A 16,590-nucleotide genomic window follows, 5' to 3' on the forward strand; every position below is an offset into this window, starting at 1 on the left:
TCCAACATGGGAGGAACAAATGGCGATCAAGATCGGGATCAACGGATTCGGACGCATCGGCCGCCTGGTTTTCAAGGCCGCGGTGGCGGATGGTGGTTTTGAAGTGGTCGGCATCAACGATATCACCGATGCCAAGACCCTGGCTCACCTGCTGAAGTACGACTCCACCCAGGGCCGCTATCCCGGCCAGGTCAAGGCCGAGGGTGAAGCGATCGTGGTGGACGGCAAGAAAGTCCCGGTCAGCGCGATCAAGAATCCGGCCGAGATTCCCTGGGGCTCCCTGGGCGCCCAGATCGTCGTCGAGTCCACCGGCGTGTTCGCCTCGGCCGAGGACCTGAAGAAGCACATCGCGGGCGGGGCCAAGAAAGTCCTGCTCACCGTGCCGCCCAAGGACAAGACCGGCGAGGTCAAGCTCATCGTGCTGGGCATCAACGACAAGGACCTGAAGAAAGAAGACACCCTGATCTCCAACGCCAGCTGCACCACCAACTGCCTGGCCCCGATGGTCAAGGTCCTGCATGAGACCTTCGGTGTGGAGCACGGCCTGATGACCACGATCCACGCCTACACCAACGATCAGCGCACCCTGGACATGCCGCACAAGGACCTGCGCCGCGCCCGCGCCGCAGCCGTTTCGATGATCCCGACCACCACCGGCGCCGCCCGCGCCATCGGCAAGGTGATCCCCGACCTGAACGGCAAGCTGGACGGTCTGTCGGTGCGCGTGCCCACCCCGGACGGCTCGCTGACCGATCTGGTGGCCGTGCTGAAGAAGAACGCCACGGTGGAGGAAGTCAACGCCGCGATGAAAAAGTACGCCCAGGGCGAGCTCAAGGGCATCCTCGAGTACACCGAGGACCCCATCGTCTCGATCGACATCGTGGGCAACCCGCACAGCTGCATCTTCGACGCCGGCACGACCAGCGTGATGGCTGGCAACATGGTCAAGGTGCTGGGCTGGTACGACAACGAGTGGGGCTATTCCAACCGTTGCGTCGACCTGATGAAGAAAATGGCCTGAGGCTTTCCGGTAAGCCGGACCGCGGGGTTGGCCGCCTGACCTCCTCCCCGCCTGTCCGCTGAGCCTCGGTGCAGAGTGATAGAGAGGGGGTAGCGGCTCCAGGGTTGCTACCCCTTTCTTGAATCCACCCCGTTTTGCAGTGAAAGCCAATCCACGCCTCAGGAGTGACGCCGTGAACAAGAAAACGGTCAAAGACGTAGCCCTCAAGGGCAAGCGTGTCCTGATGCGGGTCGATTTCAACGTCCCGCTGGATGAAAACCTCAAGGTCACGAGCGACAAGCGTATCCGCGCCGCCGTGCCCACGATCAAGTATATCCTGGAACAGGGCGGCCGTCTGGTGCTGATGAGCCACCTGGGCCGTCCCAAGGGCGAGAAGAACCCCAAGTTCTCCCTGGAGCCCTGCGTGCCGGTGCTGTCGGGCCTACTCGGCAAGCCGGTGCAGTTTGTCGACGACTGCGTGGGCGACAAGGTGAAGGCCAAGGTGGACGCGCTGAAGGACGGCGAGGTCATCATCCTCGAAAACCTGCGGTTCTACAAGGAAGAGGAAAAGAACGACCCCGAGTTCTGCAAGAAACTGGCCCGGCTGGGCGACGTGTACGTGAACGACGCTTTCGGCACGGCCCACCGCGCCCACGCCTCCACCGAGGGCGTGGTCAATTTCGTCCGGCCCGCGGTCTCCGGATTCCTGATGGAAAAGGAGATCATGTACCTGGACGGTGCGGTGCGCTCGCCCGAGAGGCCCTTTGTCGCAGTGCTGGGCGGGGCCAAGATCAGCGGCAAGATCGACGTGATCACCAACCTGCTGCCCAAGGTGGACAAGCTTCTGGTCGGCGGTGGCATGGCCTACACGTTCTTCAAGGCCATGGGCTACGAGATCGGCAACAGCCTGCTCGAAGCGGATAAAGTCGAGTTGGCGGCCGAGATACTGAAGACCTCGGGTGACAAGCTGGTCCTGCCGGTGGACTGCGTGATCAGCGACAAGTTCGATTTCGAGGGCCGCACCTGCGGCGCGCTCAAGGAAGTCTCGGTCAAGGCCATCCCGGCCGGCTGGGAAGCCCTGGATATCGGCCCCAAGACCGTGGCCGAGTTCGCCAAGGTCCTGGGCGGCGCCAAGACCATAGTCTGGAACGGCCCGATGGGCGTGTTCGAGATAGCGGCCCTGGCCAAGGGCACCGAGGAAGTGGCCAAGGCCATCGCCGCGGCCACGGATAAGGGCGCCAAGAGCATCATCGGCGGCGGCGACAGTGTGAGCGCGGTGGAGAAAATGAAGCTCGCCGCGCGGATGACCCACATCTCCACCGGCGGCGGGGCCTCGCTCGAGCTGCTGGAGGGCAAGCTGCTGCCCGGCGTGATCTGCCTGGACGACGCGAAGTGAGGCCTTAAGACACACCTCGAGCCGGGCCGGGAGGTATTCCGGCCCGGCCTGTCTTTTCCCCTCCGGGCACTTTGACACTCGCCGCAGCGAGGGGCTGCAATCCTAAATCACAGAGGGAGACAGTACGTTGAGAGAGAATATCATCGCCGCCAACTGGAAGATGAACCACACGACCAAGGAGCTGGACGAGTTCTTCGCCAAGCTGCTGGCCGCCTACAAGCCGCGCGAGGGTGTCACCGTGGTGGTCGCCCCCCCGGCCTGTTACCTGGCCCAGGCCTCCAAGCTCGCCGCCAAGGCGAGCAAAGTGTTCATCGCCGCCCAGAACATGTATTTCGAGGCCAAGGGTGCGTTCACCGGCGAGCTGAGCGCCGCGATGCTCAAGGATGTCGGCTGCAAGTACGTGATCCTGGGCCACAGCGAGCGCCGTCACATCTTCGGCGAGAGCGATGAGTTGATCGCCAAGAAAGTGGTGGCCGCCCTGGCCGCCGGCCTCACCCCGATCCTCTGCATCGGCGAGCTGCTTCAGGAGCGCGAGGCTGGCAAGACCATGGATGTCAACCGCCGTCAGATGAACGCCGTGCTCGACAAGCTGGACAAGGAGCAGATGGCGAAGGTCGTGGTGGCCTACGAGCCGGTCTGGGCCATCGGCACCGGCAAGACCGCCACCCGGGAGCAGGCCCAGGAAGTGCACGCCCAGGTGCGCGGGATCATCGCGGACAAGTTCGGCAAGGATGTGGCCGCGGGGATCACGATCCAGTACGGCGGCAGCGTGAAGCCGGACAACGTGGACGACCTGATGGCCTCGCCCGACATCGACGGCGCCCTGGTGGGCGGAGCGTCGCTCGTGGCCGACAGTTTCCTCAGCCTGGTGAATTTCAAGAAGGCCTGAGTGTGTTTCCGCCCCGGCGGCGTTCCAGTCCGGCAGGTTCACCGGCGGCCCGCTCAAGAGCTGAAAGCCCTTGACACGCGGGCCGCCGGGCTTTATTTTGCTCCATCTACAATCACTCCTCCGGAGGGAACTTGTTCTACATACTGCTGATCTTTCATATCGTTGTCTGCCTGCTGCTGGTGATCGTGATCCTGCTGCAGTCGGGCAAGGGCGGCGGTCTGGCCAGTTCGTTCGGCGGGGCCGGCACCACCGAGGCTGTTTTCGGCGGCCGTCAGGCGGCCACGTTCCTGAGCAAGGCCACCTCGGTGCTGGGGACGATTTTCTTCCTCGGCGTGTTCGGCCTGGCGCTGCTGTCCAGCTACCAGAGCGGACCCAAGAGCGTGGTGCAGGAGCAGTTGCAGAAAAACGCCCTACCCATGGCCCCGGCCCCGGTGACTCAGCCGGTGGGCGGCAATGTGCTGCAGGGCAACGAGCAGAATGCCCCGGCCAATGCCGCACCGACCGAGAACGCCCAGCCTAAGCAGTCCGGGCAGAGCACGACCCCGGCGCAGCCCTGAGCGTGTAAAAGAGTAGCCGAAGTGGTGGAACTGGCAGACACGCTGTCTTGAGGGGGCAGTGGGTGAAAACCCGTACGGGTTCAAGTCCCGTCTTCGGCACCATATTGTTCGACGGCTTAACTCTCAGAGAGTTAGGCCGTTTTTCTTTCTATCCGGTGTCACCGCCTCCCTCCCCACTCTCTTTGTCCACTCTGCAGCGCCGGAACGTTTCTGGCGTTACCCGCAATTTCATTGTATTATATTCAGTTTCCCGTTTTTCTATCCCCCGAGTTTCTTTCTCCACTGTGTGAGGAAGGACTGAAAAGAAATGAAATACCTGTGGCTGTGCCTGGCGCTCGCCGCCCTGACCGCCGGGGCTTCCCTTGCCGGTGACAATACCCGGCGCATCGATCTCTCCCCCGCTTGGGATGACTCAAGGGTCCTGGTCAACCCGCACAAGGGCTGGTATTTCCATTATTTCGACAACGACACTGTCCGGTATCACAACCGCCTGGCTCCGGGTGATTACCTGCAGGATTTCCCTGGGCTCGACCATATTTACCTGCGCCTGGCCTGGAGCTACCTGGAACCGGAGGAGGGTGTTTATAACTGGGAGCTTATCGACAGAGTGATCGATGCCTGGCGGGCCAGGGGCTACGGGGTGGCTTTCCGGATCACCTGTAAGGAGACTTTCCCGGACCAGACCTACGCCACGCCCGAATGGGTCCGCAAAGCCGGGGCCAAGGGCACCATGGTCACCAATAAGCACTTCGGCAGCAATACCTGGGAACCCGATTACGGCGATCCTGTTTTTTTGGAGAAACTGGACAATTTTCATCGGGCCTTCGCTGCGCGCTACGATGGCAAGGAATGGGTGGAATATATCGATATCGGCAGTTACGGTGAATGGGGCGAGGGACACACCGGGTTCGGCACCGGGACCGAATACCCGTTCGAGGTGCTCAAAAAGCATATCGATCTGTGGGTAAGGAACTATCGAAAAAGCCGGCTGGTGATCAACGACGATTTTATTGAAAGAGCCGATCCCAAATTAACGCAGATCCTCTACGGTTATGCCAGGAACTCAGGTCTTTTGCTCAGGGACGACAGTATCTGCGTGGAGTGGTACGCGCAGAATTTCGGCCTGAGCACGTTGAAAAACCCTGGCTGGTGGGCCGACTTCTGGCCGTATACTCCGACGATCCTGGAACTGGAGCATTACCAGAAGACCATCAAGACGGACACATTCAAGGGCGGCGTGCCGATGACCGCGGCCATGGATACGATGCACGCCACTTACATCGGGTTTCACGGCGATGCCCGCCAGTTCCTGGCGGACAACCCTGAGCTGACGCGCAGGCTGGCCAACCGCTGCGGCTACTGGTATTTCCCCGGAAGCATCGAGCTGCCCCGCTCGGCCGCTCCAGGCGGGAATATCGAGGTGGCGATGGACTGGTTGAACCGGGGTGTGGCTCCGGCCTACAACCATTACCCGCTGCTGCTCCGCCTGAGCGACGGTGGCGCCGTGTCGTGCGTTCTGCCGATCGAGGGGGTGGACAACCGCCAGTGGGGTCCGGATTCAGTGTCGCACTGCCTGGGCCGGGTCAACCTGCCGGACAGTCTCAGGCCCGGGCAGTACAGCGTGGCTGTCGGCCTGAAAGTGGAGCACAACCGGAAAGAATGGCTGGAGCTGCCGCTGCCCGATAGCCTGAAGGTGTCGGACGGGTTCTACCGGGTGGCAGACATAAGCATAAGATGAACCAGATTCCAGCCCATCCCGGCGGGTTCATATCAGTCGCCGGCAACAACAAAACGGGACGGTCTGACCTGCGAATAGCCAGGCCGTCCATTTTTGAATGTGAGTCGTGTGTCTTTGCTTCCACAGGATTTCCTCCCGGGTTGTGGAAATTCCCGTAAAACTCTCCGCTTCTGCCCGGCTGGGTGTCCCTGTTGCTACTTTCGTGCCGCATCCGGTGCAACCAGGATGAAAACCATTGAAATAAAACAATAAGAGAATAAATTGATAATGTCTTCTTCAAAGAGAAAACCATGAAAGCCGGAAACGCCAAAAGTGTGATGATTGTTGAAAAAGACCCCGCCTCCAGAGCCTTGTTGAATAAAATACTCAAAAGCCTGGATTGCTACGTGGTCGGGGAATCATCCGGAGGACAAGACGCGCTGGACCTGTACGAGAAGCGAAACCCGGACATAGTCCTGCTGGACATCCAGCAACCGGGCAAGCAGGGTCTGGAAATACTGAAAGAAATCATAAAGCAGAATCCCTCCCAGATCGTTATCATCCTCACCGCCGAATCGGATCAGGACACCGTTCTTAGTTGTGTTGCCGCAGGCGCCAAAGGTTATGTCCTCAAATCGGACTCAGCCAACGCGATACAGGACAGAATCAAGAAATTCATCCCCTGAGGCTGTCCCACTCCCCCGAGTAAAAACGCACAGTGACACTCCCGCGATAACTGCACGCCGCGGTCTTCCTGCGCAGGTAGGGGAAGGCCGGAATGACGAGGGATTATCTCCTTTATTTCCAGCAGTTTTCACCGGCTGTGCGCAGCCGCAGTATCCTTCAATTTGATCCTGTCTCTTCCCGGTGCGCTGAAAAAAGCTGAAATCGATCCGCCGCCTGTCCCGTCAAAACGGTTGTGCCGGGCACTGAGCATACATTTCTTTTAAATTCCGCATTTCCAGAAAGGGCAGGCAATGAAGACCATAATTATCGGAGTCCTGTTTGTGCTTTTTTCCCTGAACGTTTCCTATTGCCAGACCGCCGACACGGCCCAGGCCGTGCAGGAGAAAATAATCCGCACCTCGGACGGAGTGGACCTGCTGGTGCGGATCAAGGGCAGCGGCCCGCCCTGCCTGTTCGTGCACGGCGGCCCAGGCACGGGCTGCCACTGGATAGAGAAAATATCCGACGGTCTGCTGGAACGGCATTTCCGGATGATTTATCTGGACCAGCGTGGCGCGGAAAGGTCCACCAGCCCGCAGGACAGCAACTACTCTCTGGAGCGCGAAATAGAGGATTTCGAGCAGGTGCGCCGCGAGCTGGGTATCGAGCGCTGGCTCACCATGGGGCACTCGTTCGGCGGGCTGCTGCAGACCGGCTATGCCCTGCGTCATCCCGAGGTGCAGCAGGGGATGATAATGCTCAACTGTTCGCTGGACCTGAACGCAAGTATGACCGGCAACTGGATCCCCAAGGCCTGCGAGTTTCTTGGCGTCACGAACCCGGACAGCTTTTTCAGTGCTGAGGCCTCCACCCAGGAACGGCTGAACAAGCTGGTCGGCATGCTTCAGGAACGGGACATTTTCTGGAAAATGGGTTTCGCCTCTCCCGAGGGCGAGGAGACGGTCGACGGTTGCGCCGGGGATATCCCGGACCGCAACGTGGACGCTCAACAGGGCATGATGCTGACCCGGGACTACTGGGAGAATTTCAAGCCCGCCACCAGCGGGATCGAGGCGCCGGTGCTGTTCATCAGCGGCAAAACCGACTGGATGGCCGGACCGGACAATTACGAAGGGGTGAAATTCCCGAACATGCTGCTCTGGGAAAGCCAGGTGGGACACACCATTCTGCTGGAGAACCGTCCGGACCTGGATAAGGCCCTGACCACTTTCACAGCCAAATACAAGTTCTGAGCCTGTAACTGCGCCGGGGCTCAGGCTGTGGAGTTCCCTTCCTGAGCCCTCTGCGGCTCTTTCCCCTCCGGGGCCGGCTTGAAGATGGCGTCCATTTCGCTCTCCTCCTTGCCGGCCACCAGCGGCACGGCCAGTACAGCATCCTCGCCGTACTGGAAGCAGACCGCCTTGAACGCCTCGGTCAGCTTGAGGCTGCGGTCGAAGATGGTCACAGTGACGCCGGGGTAGACCGCGCCGAAGACCTTGACCTTGGCCTGACGGTACTCCTGCAGGCGCTCGTTCAGCTTCTCGATCTGGTGGTTCAGCTCGATCCGATCCTCTTCTTTCTCCTTTTTCAGCCGCGCCAGCAGGAACACCTGCTGCTCCTGCTGCTTGTCGATCTCGCATTTGAGCAGCTTGGCCTGCTTGTACTTGCGTATCACCACCGCAATCCGGTCGATCTTGTCGGTCAGCAGGGCCACGTGCTCCTTGAGTTTTTCGCTCTCCTCGCTCAGTTTCTTGTTCACCCCGGCTATCACATGCGTGGGAAGGTAGTTGCGGTTGCCCAGAGTCTTGGCCTCGACCCCCCGCGCGGCCACGGTCAGTCCGCCCACAATCACGCCGTTCTTGCCCACCACGGAGAGCATCCCGGCGGTGGACACTTTGCTGTTCATGATGTAATCGGCGATGACAATGTCGCCCTCGGCCTCGATGGTCTCGTTCTCGCAGAACAGGGCGTGCACCTGGCCCCGGGCCCGGATTGTCCCCTTGCCCCGGCCGGTGAAGCCGAACTTGATCATCACGTCCCCGCCCGACTCCACGAGCGCGTCCTCCACCACACCGCCCACCTCCACATCCTTGCGGGCGGCCACCCGGAACCCGCTCAGCACGGTCTTGCCCACTTTCACCGAGCCGACGAAATCGATATTGCCGGTGGTGTAATCCACATCGTCCTTGACCGCGAACACCGGCTCCAGCTCCAGGTTCTTGCCGCGCAGCCGCACGCACCCGTCGATCCCGGCCACAATCAGGTTCGATCTCTCCGGGTCGAACTCCATGTTCTTGCCCGCGGTGAGGTTGACCGCAGTCCCGTTGCGGGGCTGGCTCTTCCTCCCGTACACAGTGCAGCCCTCTTTGCCAGGAATGGGCGCAATGGCCTCCACCAGGGGGTCGCCCTTGCGCACGTTGTGTATCAGGCTGATGTTCTTGTAATCGACATTGCCGTCCTCATCCACTCTCGGCAGCACCTCGGTCTCGAAAAAGTAGTGCAGCACGCCGTCCTTGCCGTCCACCGGAGGCACTCCCTCGGCGATCAACACATCCTGGCCGTACATCCCCTGGTCGAAAATCTCCCTTATCCCCTCCTCCCGCAGGCCGAACACGACGCCATGGTCACGCAGGAATTCCCGAAGGTCGCTCTCGCTGTAATCTCCCGGTGCAAGCGGACGCTGGACCCGGACAGAGGCCTCGAACTCATCCTCCCCCGGTTCGAGCACGAAAAACGGGGTCACCCGCAGCTCCACCGGGTCCGCGGTCATGTAGCCATCCACCTGGGCCACCAGGAAAGACTCGTCCGAGGGATCCGGGGAGACGTTGAACAGCTTGGGGAGCCGGGCCGGCAGCGGCTCCTGCGGGGGGACGCTCCTGCCCAGCACATCCGTGCCCGCGCGCCCCGGCTTGGGCGGGATTATCCGGGCCAGACGGTCGTTCATGCTCACCCGGCCGGGCCGCTCGATGGGCAGAAGGTACTCCAGGCGCCCGTCCTCGCCCTCCACCGGCAGCACGCCGGAGGCGATCGGTATCCTGTCGGAAGGCCGCAACCGAGCCGGGTCGGACAGCAGCTCCTCACGGAGGCCGAAAGTGATCCCTTTCAGGTGCAGCTCCTGACGGATACGCTCGGGCACCACATGCACGCTGTCGCCGACCGGCTGGATCGTGAGGTAGGCCTCCATGCTGTCGTTGCTGAGCTCCAGGTGCAGCTCGGCCTCGCCCTCGGCGGCAGCTCTCTCCGGGGGACTCGGCGGATGACCGGTATTATTTTCCTTCTGCTCAGCCATGCTTTTCCTTCTCGGCGATGAAATACAGCAGGTCGAGGGTGCTCAGGATTCCGCTTATCGCCCCGTCCCGGGTGATCACGATCCGGTGGATACCGTGCTCGATCATCATCTCGGCCAGATTCTTGACCGGCGTGGATTCCTCGGCGGTGATCGCCTGACGGGTCATGATGTCGCTGACCTTGAGGTCGGAGACCGAGCTGACCTCGATCCCGCTGCTGTCCGCCCGCGCCCCCAGCACATCCTTGAGCGCCACTTTCAGGGTCAGGTCCAGGTCCAGATGCACGATATGGGCCAGAATATCGGTCTTGGTCACGATCCCGACCAGGCTCCCACTCTCATCCACCACCGGGGCGCAGCTTATCCGGTGGTCGAGGAAGGTGTTGATCAGGCTGTTCACCGTCTCCTGCGGCCCGGCGCAGATCACGCTGCGGGTCATGATGTCGCTGGCGGTCTTGATCACGTTGTCCCCTCTCCCGGCCCCGAGGGCCGTTTTCGCGGTCACGGGAAAGGCGGCTCCGGGGGCTATTCTTCTCTGCGCCCGGAGCACCTTCCGGTGTGCTGACGGCTGGTTATGCGTTATTCTATCATCGCCGGGCACAGTGATCAAACTATTTCATGCGTTTTCGGCTGACTGCGGCCTGCATCAGGGTTGAAACCGCCTCCCTGCGGCTTTATATTTCCCCGCCTCAATGAAAGTCCAAACCACAAAGCACATACGGGGAGGGGGAAATGTCCAGAATCTACTACGTGGGTGACTGGGCCGTGCAGTGTGGGCCGGTCTACGCCGAAACGCCGTTCAACTACGCGTTCAAGGGCCTCGAGACGATCAATTACGGCAAGTGGCTCAAAGCCGCCCTGGAAGCGGATGGACGCCACAGCGTGAACTCGGTGCCCACCTGGGATTTCTACATGCTGGGCCCGGGGGAATACGAAAAGATACTTGATGAGTACGACGTTGTCGTTTTCAGCGACGTGGAGGCGAAAAATTTCCAGCTCGCCCCCAACTTTTTCAACCACCGCCTGTTCGGCACAAGAGTGCTGACTTTCCCGGACCGTATCCGCCTGACCCTGGAGGCGGTCAAAGGCGGCAAGGGCCTGATGCTGCTGGGCGGCTGGCTTTCGTTCAACGGCGAGATGGGCAAGGGCGGCTGGGGACGCACCGGGCTGCGCGAACTGTTGCCCGTGGGCTGCCTGGAGACCGAGGACCTGGTTGAAAGCACCGAGGGGTTCACCGCGCGGGCCACAATCAAAGGCGCGGGCGCGCTGGGCGGGCTGGATTTCGGCGGCTTCCCGCCGATCCTGGGCTACAACCGAACCCGTCCCCTGCCGGACAGCGATATCCTCCTCGAGGTGGCCCAGACCGGCGACCCGCTGTTAGCGAAACGCTCTTTCGGGCAGGGCCAGGTGCTGGCCTACATGAGCGACCCGGCCCCGCACTGGGGCTGTAATTTCGTGTTCTGGGACCGCTACAGCGAGTTCTGGCTGCGCTGCCTCGATCTGGTGCTGGGGCGCTGAGCGGGGCGTTCGCAGGTTCGTGGACCTCGAACGGACCGGCCAGACAGGCGCTCCGAAGGAAGAAATCGATTCTCCCGGAGGCCGGTGTATAGTAATTATTCTGAATTTATGAAACATCATTGACAACCGGGGCGTTGAACATTAGATATTATTTCGTGTAAGTATTGGGTCACACTCACAAAGGAAAGGATATAGCCATGAGAAAGCTCTTCGCTGTCGCAGCAGTCGCCGTGTTCGCTTTCGCCCTGATGCTTTACGCCGCCCAGCCCGAGGCCGCCTGTCCGGCCGCCAAAGCCGCCGCCTGCCAGATGGCTCAGGGCCAGGCCGGCTGCTGTGCCATGGCCGCCGCCGGCGAGTGCAAGGCCGACAGCGCCAAGTGCGGCCAGTGCCCGGACAAGGGAAAGTGCGACAAGAAAGACTGCCCCAAGGACAAGGACTGCAAGAAAGATTGCCCGAAGAAAGACGCTCCGCCCAAGAACTGAAGCACCGCAAGTCCGAAGCCCGGCCCCTCAAGGCCGGGCTTTTTTGTTGACAGGAGAATTGCTCGGAACAAGAATTATTCGATTCTCGCCCTTGCAGCCGGATTCTACCCCATCGCCCCGAGGTTCCCATGACAACGTTCCGCTCCTGTCTGCTGGCCTGCGCCGCCATGCAGCTTTGCCTGACCCTGCCCGCGCGTGTCCTGGCAGCCGGGGCAGACACTTTCCGTTGGCCCGGCACGGCCAGGGCGGCGGTCTGTTTCACCTATGACGACGGGATCGACCAGCAGATCGATATCGCCGCCCGGGACCTGGAGAACGCCGGAATGCGGGGCACGTTTTTCGTGCCGGGCTCCTCGGGAAGCCTGGCGCGGAGGCTCGATGACTGGCGGGCGCTGGCCGCGCGGGGCCACGAGCTGGGCAACCACACCCTGTTCCACCCCTGCATAGGCCAGCGGCCGGACGGCTCGCGCTACGACTGGGTCCTGCCCGAATACGACATGGGCGCCTATTCGCTGCGCCGCATGCTGGATGAGATCCGGGTCAGCAACACCCTGCTCCAGGCGGTGGACGGCCGCACGCGGCGCACCTACGCCGCCCCCTGCAACGACACCGAGGCGGGCGGGGTCTCGTACCTGGACAGTCTGGCGCAGATGTTCGTCTCCTGCCGCATCGGCAGCGGCATCCCCGAGGACATGCAGAGCATGGACACTTTCATCGGTCCGGTGGTCTCGGCCACGAACAAGGACCTGAAGCAACTGATAGAGATGGCTGAGACCGCCGCCGCCAAGGGCACGGTGGCGGCGTTCTGTTTTCACGGCGTGGGCGGCGGCCACGCCACCAACACCCCGCGCGAGGTGCACCAGGGCCTGATCGATTACCTCAACGCCCACCGTGACCGTTTCTGGGTCGCCACTTATATCGACATGATCGACCACGTGAACGCCGAGCGCAAGCGCCTGGGCTGGAACTGAGCCCTCCCCCCGCAGACCGGTGTCAACAAAAAGGGCCGCCCCGGGCGGCCCTTCTCATTTCAAGCTCAGCGCTTCTTCATTCCAGTTCGAACTCGGCGTGTACTGTCACCCGCACCTGCTTTTTCTTGCTGCTCGTGTTGTGGACTCCGTAATCCTGCACCTCGGTGGAATAGGGCTCTGTGATCTGGAACACCCCGGCTCGCGCCTCGCGGATCGCCCCGGCGTGAAGGCCCGAGCTGGAGGCGATCGCCTCGGCCCGGCTGCGGGCGTCCTGGGCCGCCACGCTCAGCAACTCGTGCTTGAGCTGCTCCTCCCCGGAATAGAAATACTCCAGCCGGCTGGAGCGCAGCACTGTCCCCTCGCTCAGCGCCTCCTCCGGGCTGAGCGCCAGCTTTTCCACCGCCTCCACCTGGTGCGAGATCACGTTCAGGGTCTGGCTGATCTGGTAGCCCACCACCTGCCCGTCATTACGGAACGTGGGGTAGCTGACCGGCGGGCTGACCACGATGTCCGTGGAGGGCACCCCGATTCCCTCCAGACGGCGCGAGACCTCGGCCAGGTCGGTGCGCAGGGCGGCGTACTCCGCCGTGACCTTGGCCCCGCTGCTCTGGCGGCCCAGCTCCAGGCTCCACTTGAGGATGTCCGTGTCGAACATCTTGTCCGCGCTGCCCACCACCCGCACCGTGCGCGGCCCGCTTTGCGCCGACTTGAACAGCAGCCCGAACGTGAGTGCCGCTGCGATCAGGCCCAGCGCGACAATGGATGCACTTTTTGCATTCATGTTCCCTCCTCTGAAATTACCGAGATGTTTGCCATTTTGAGCCAACTGCTGCAGATTTAAATAAATTTTTCCGACTGTCAAGCCCTCACCCCTCACTAACGGAGAATCCCCATGCCCCGCCAGCTCGTCCTGTTCCTTCTTCTCGCCTGCCTCGGCCTGCCCCAGGCCGCGTTCCCAGCCGGGGCCGACAGCCTGCGGGTGCGCACCGACCGCGCGGATTGCCTTTACACCCTGGGTGATACCGCGCTATTCAAGGTAGAGTTCCCTTCCTCCGGGTCGCAGTTTCGCCTGAGCTACCGTTTCAGCGCGGATGACGCCCGCACGCTGGAACAGGGCGTGCTGGAGAGCCCCCGCTCCGGGCTTACCCTGCGCTCCTCCCTGGACTGCCCCGGGTTCCTGCGCCTGGACCTGCGCCTTTACACAGGCAAGGACACCCTGCGCGCCGCCACCTCGGCCGGGTTCTCGGTGCGCTCGATCCAGCCCGTGGGCAGCCGCCCGCAGGACTGGCGCATGTTCTGGGCCCAGGGGCTGGGCGAGGTGACCCGGGTGGAGATGGACCCGCGGGTGGAGCGCTGGCGCGAGCAGCCCGCAGCCGGAGTGATCCGCTACCGGGTCAGCCTGGCCAATGTCGAGGGCTCGCGTATCTGGGGCTGGCTGAGCGTGCCGGACGGCGCGGGGCCGTTCCCGGCTGTGGTCTATATCCAGGGCGCGCCGGGCGGCCTGGAGGAGTACCACACCGACCCGATGGAGGTTTACGCCCGCCGCGGGATGGTCGTGCTGGCGATCAATCCGCACGGCCTGGAGCTGGGACGCGAGGACAGCTACTACCAGTCGCTCATGGAGCGTGGTGTCCCCGCCTGGGGACCGTCCCAGGGCGCGGATGACCCCTACCGCTACTATTTCCGCCGCGTGGTGCTGGGCGCGGTGCGCGCCGTGGACTACCTCTGTTCCCGGCCGGATGTGGACAGCAGCCGGATCGCGGTGGCCGGGGCGAGCCAGGGCGGTGGCCTCAGTCTTCTGACCGCCGCGGTGGACCGGCGTATCCGGGCGGTCACAGTCCACGTGCCCGCCATGTGCGACTACAGCGGCGCCCTGGTCGAGCGTCCCACCGGCTGGCCGCACCTGATCCCGGAGGACTCGCCCGATCCGCGGGTCATCCGCACGGCCGGGTATTTCGACGCCGCCCTGGCCGCTGGAATGATCCGCGTGCCGGCCTTTTTCACCGTGAGCTACCTGGACCAGTCCTGCCCGGCCACCACGGTCTACTCCGCGTTCAACAGCCTGCGCGGACCGAAGGAGATTGTCGGGTTCCCCAACACCACGCACCCGGGCAGCTTTGTCCCGGAGAACGACAGCCTGCTGGTGCATAAGCTCCAAGACATATTCAGCCGCAAAGGCAAGTGATAGGATTGACTCTGTTCCTGAATGAAAGCCGGAGCACAGGGAGCGCAGCTTCCCCTTTTTTAAAGGAGAGCAGAGGGGTAGGTAATTGCCCTAAGAAGCCCAAAACCTGTATTCTGCTTTGGTTTTGGCCAAAGCAGCAAAGCCAGCGGGGGCCGCAAACTCGTCCGCACCACGACACCTCTTCTGACTGCGGTGTGCCCGAGGATTTTCTCCGCTGCCGCGTTGCAGCGGCGGCGCTGCCGCGAATCGCCGCCGGGCCTTGCGACAATTACGCCCCCGGCCGTTTCAGGCTCGATTACACGCTGCCCTGGCGGGAGGCTCAGACAGGTGCGGCCCCCAAAGACTGAACTGCGGCGGCCTGACAGCCGCAAGCAGGTTTATTTTCCTGAGATGCCGGGCGATGTCGTAGGGGCGAACCTTGTGTTCGCCCGTAAACTGATACACAAAGCCTGACCGGAAGCTACTGTGGCAGGGGGATTGTCCTCTTTCGCTCACAGGCCCTGAATATTCTGAATATCGACACGGTATGTAACCCTATTCCCAGGGAAGCGCCATGCAGCTCTGGAACGATTATTTCCGCCTGTTCATCGGCATCCTGGCCATTGTAAACCCCATCGGAGCGATCCCCGTGATCCTGGGCGCCACCGAGGGCCAGGATCGCGCCGCCCGTCGCCGCACGGTCAAGACCGCCTCGCTCACCGTGCTCTGCACCCTGCTGGCCGTGACCTGGATCGGACACGCGGTGCTGAACTTTTTCGGGATCGGCATCCCGGCGTTCCGGGTGGGCGGCGGCATCCTGATCCTGATGATGTCGATCTCGATGCTCTACGCCCGGCCGAACAAGTTCAAGCACGGGCCGGATGAGGCCCGCTACGCCCACGACAGCGACTCGGTGGGCGTGGTGCCGATCGGCATCCCGCTGCTGTCCGGCCCCGGCTCGATCGCACTGGTGATCGTGGAGACCCAGCGCATTCCGGGCCTCGGGCACCAGGTGCTGATGAGCCTGGCCGTGCTGCTGGTCGGGGTGACTGTCTGGGTGGTGCTCAGTCTGTCCGACCCCATCGGGCGGCGGCTCGGCCGCACCGGGATCAACATCGCCACCCGCCTGATGGGCCTGTTGCTGGCCGCCATCGCGGTGGAGTTCATCGCCGCCGGTGCGCTGGAGCTGTTTCCGGGACTCGGCTGAGCCGGGCGGCGGCCTCCCCGGGCTTGACATCCTCGGCCCGGACAGGCATCTTTCAGGCAATCAACCGGGCTTGGCCCCTCTGTGAGAAACACTTCGAAACATCGCCTGAAACAAAGGAATTCCGCCTATGAAACGTGACCGGATAAAGGATATCCTGGCCGGCGGTCCGCTGGGGCAGACCCTGACCGTGGGAGGCTGGGTGCGCTCGTTGCGCCAGAGCCCCAACGTGGGGTTCATCGATCTGAGCGACGGCAGCACGCTGGCCGGACTTCAGATCGTGGCCTCGCCCGAGACAAAGGGTTTCGAGCACCTGGCCGAGTTCCAGACCGGGGCCGCGTTGCGCGCCGTGGGCGAGCTGGTGGAAAGCCCGGCCCAGGGCCAGAAATATGAGCTGCGCGCTGTGAGCCTCGAGTTACTCGGCCCGGCCGACCCCGAGACCTACCCGATCCAGAAAAAGAAACATACCCTCGAGTTCCTGCGCCAGAAAGCCCACCTGCGGGCGCGCACCAACACTTTCGGCGCGGTGTTCCGTCTGCGCAGCCACCTGAGCCAGGGCATCCACGACTTTTTCCGGCGCAAGGGCTTCCTCTACATCCACACCCCGCTGATCAGCGCCAGCGACTGCGAGGGCGCGGGCGAATTGTTCCATGTCAGCTCCACCAAGCACAAGGATTTCTTCGGACGCCAGGCCTACCTGACAGTAAGCGGCCAGCTCGAGGCCGAGCTTCTGGCCCTGG

The 16,590-nt window shown here is 62.4% G+C and carries 16 protein-coding genes and 1 tRNA gene; 14 read left to right on the top strand and 3 right to left on the bottom strand.

The window, feature by feature from the left end:
• The first annotated feature begins 19 nt into the window (after nt 1-19).
• The 8 genes from gap (at nt 20) to LLH00_05495 (ending at nt 7,478) form a co-directional block, all read left to right on the top strand.
• Nucleotides 20-1,021 (top strand): type I glyceraldehyde-3-phosphate dehydrogenase, encoded by a 1,002-nt coding sequence (gap, locus tag LLH00_05460; protein ID MCE5270714.1) that lies wholly within the window; start codon nt 20-22, stop codon nt 1,019-1,021.
• Between the two features lie 172 nt (nt 1,022-1,193).
• Nucleotides 1,194-2,396, top strand: coding sequence for a phosphoglycerate kinase (locus LLH00_05465; protein MCE5270715.1), 1,203 nt, complete (start codon nt 1,194-1,196; stop codon nt 2,394-2,396).
• 127 nt (nt 2,397-2,523) lie between these two features.
• A complete protein-coding gene (gene tpiA / locus LLH00_05470; GenBank protein ID MCE5270716.1) occupies nt 2,524-3,285 on the top strand; it encodes a triose-phosphate isomerase in 762 nt (253 codons plus the stop codon).
• Nucleotides 3,286-3,416: 131 nt separating this feature from the next.
• Nucleotides 3,417-3,842 carry a preprotein translocase subunit SecG gene (gene secG / locus LLH00_05475; GenBank protein ID MCE5270717.1) on the top strand — a complete coding sequence of 142 codons (426 nt, stop codon included), beginning with the start codon at nt 3,417-3,419 and terminating at the stop codon, nt 3,840-3,842.
• A gap of 15 nt (nt 3,843-3,857) precedes the next feature.
• Nucleotides 3,858-3,944 (top strand) — tRNA-Leu (locus LLH00_05480).
• A 205-nt stretch (nt 3,945-4,149) separates the two neighbouring features.
• Complete coding sequence (locus LLH00_05485; GenBank protein ID MCE5270718.1) at nt 4,150-5,580, top strand: DUF4832 domain-containing protein; 1,431 nt, start codon at nt 4,150-4,152, stop codon at nt 5,578-5,580.
• 290 nt (nt 5,581-5,870) lie between these two features.
• Nucleotides 5,871-6,245: a response regulator transcription factor gene (locus LLH00_05490; protein ID MCE5270719.1), complete on the top strand. Its 375-nt coding sequence runs from the start codon at nt 5,871-5,873 to the stop codon at nt 6,243-6,245.
• A 321-nt stretch (nt 6,246-6,566) separates the two neighbouring features.
• A complete protein-coding gene (locus LLH00_05495) occupies nt 6,567-7,478 on the top strand; it encodes an alpha/beta hydrolase (protein ID MCE5270720.1) in 912 nt (303 codons plus the stop codon).
• A gap of 20 nt (nt 7,479-7,498) precedes the next feature.
• On the opposite strand, the gene LLH00_05500 is transcribed toward LLH00_05495, so the two are convergent.
• Both LLH00_05500 and LLH00_05505 read right to left on the bottom strand, forming a co-directional pair.
• A complete protein-coding gene (locus LLH00_05500) occupies nt 7,499-9,514 on the bottom strand; it encodes a FapA family protein (GenBank protein MCE5270721.1) in 2,016 nt (671 codons plus the stop codon).
• Nucleotides 9,507-10,016 carry a CBS domain-containing protein gene (locus tag LLH00_05505; GenBank protein MCE5270722.1) on the bottom strand — a complete coding sequence of 170 codons (510 nt, stop codon included), beginning with the start codon at nt 10,014-10,016 and terminating at the stop codon, nt 9,507-9,509. Before LLH00_05505 ends, LLH00_05500 begins: the two co-directional genes overlap by 8 nt.
• A gap of 227 nt (nt 10,017-10,243) precedes the next feature.
• Here LLH00_05505 and LLH00_05510 point away from each other — a divergent pair, with 227 nt between their 5' ends.
• From LLH00_05510 to LLH00_05520, 3 genes are all read left to right on the top strand, one after another.
• Nucleotides 10,244-11,029, top strand: coding sequence for a glutamine amidotransferase (locus tag LLH00_05510; GenBank protein ID MCE5270723.1), 786 nt, complete (start codon nt 10,244-10,246; stop codon nt 11,027-11,029).
• Nucleotides 11,030-11,226: 197 nt separating this feature from the next.
• Nucleotides 11,227-11,511, top strand: coding sequence for a hypothetical protein (locus LLH00_05515; GenBank protein ID MCE5270724.1), 285 nt, complete (start codon nt 11,227-11,229; stop codon nt 11,509-11,511).
• A gap of 128 nt (nt 11,512-11,639) precedes the next feature.
• The gene (locus LLH00_05520; GenBank protein MCE5270725.1) at nt 11,640-12,482 is read left to right on the top strand and encodes a polysaccharide deacetylase family protein; all 843 of its coding nucleotides are present in this window, start codon (nt 11,640-11,642) and stop codon (nt 12,480-12,482) included.
• A gap of 76 nt (nt 12,483-12,558) precedes the next feature.
• On the opposite strand, the gene LLH00_05525 is transcribed toward LLH00_05520, so the two are convergent.
• On the bottom strand, nt 12,559-13,263 hold the full coding sequence (locus LLH00_05525) for an SIMPL domain-containing protein (GenBank protein MCE5270726.1): 705 nt from the start codon (nt 13,261-13,263) through the stop codon (nt 12,559-12,561).
• Between the two features lie 537 nt (nt 13,264-13,800).
• Here LLH00_05525 and LLH00_05530 point away from each other — a divergent pair.
• The 3 genes from LLH00_05530 to LLH00_05540 all read left to right on the top strand — a co-directional run.
• On the top strand, nt 13,801-14,667 hold the full coding sequence (locus LLH00_05530; GenBank protein ID MCE5270727.1) for an acetylxylan esterase: 867 nt from the start codon (nt 13,801-13,803) through the stop codon (nt 14,665-14,667).
• A gap of 553 nt (nt 14,668-15,220) precedes the next feature.
• Nucleotides 15,221-15,853, top strand: coding sequence for an NAAT family transporter (locus LLH00_05535; GenBank protein ID MCE5270728.1), 633 nt, complete (start codon nt 15,221-15,223; stop codon nt 15,851-15,853).
• Between the two features lie 127 nt (nt 15,854-15,980).
• The coding region (locus LLH00_05540; protein ID MCE5270729.1) for an asparagine--tRNA ligase at nt 15,981-16,590 on the top strand (610 nt) is incomplete at its 3' end.

The sequence above is a fragment of the bacterium genome, from assembly GCA_021372515.1.
In the GTDB taxonomy this organism is placed as follows: domain Bacteria; phylum Gemmatimonadota; class Glassbacteria; order GWA2-58-10; family GWA2-58-10; genus JAJFUG01.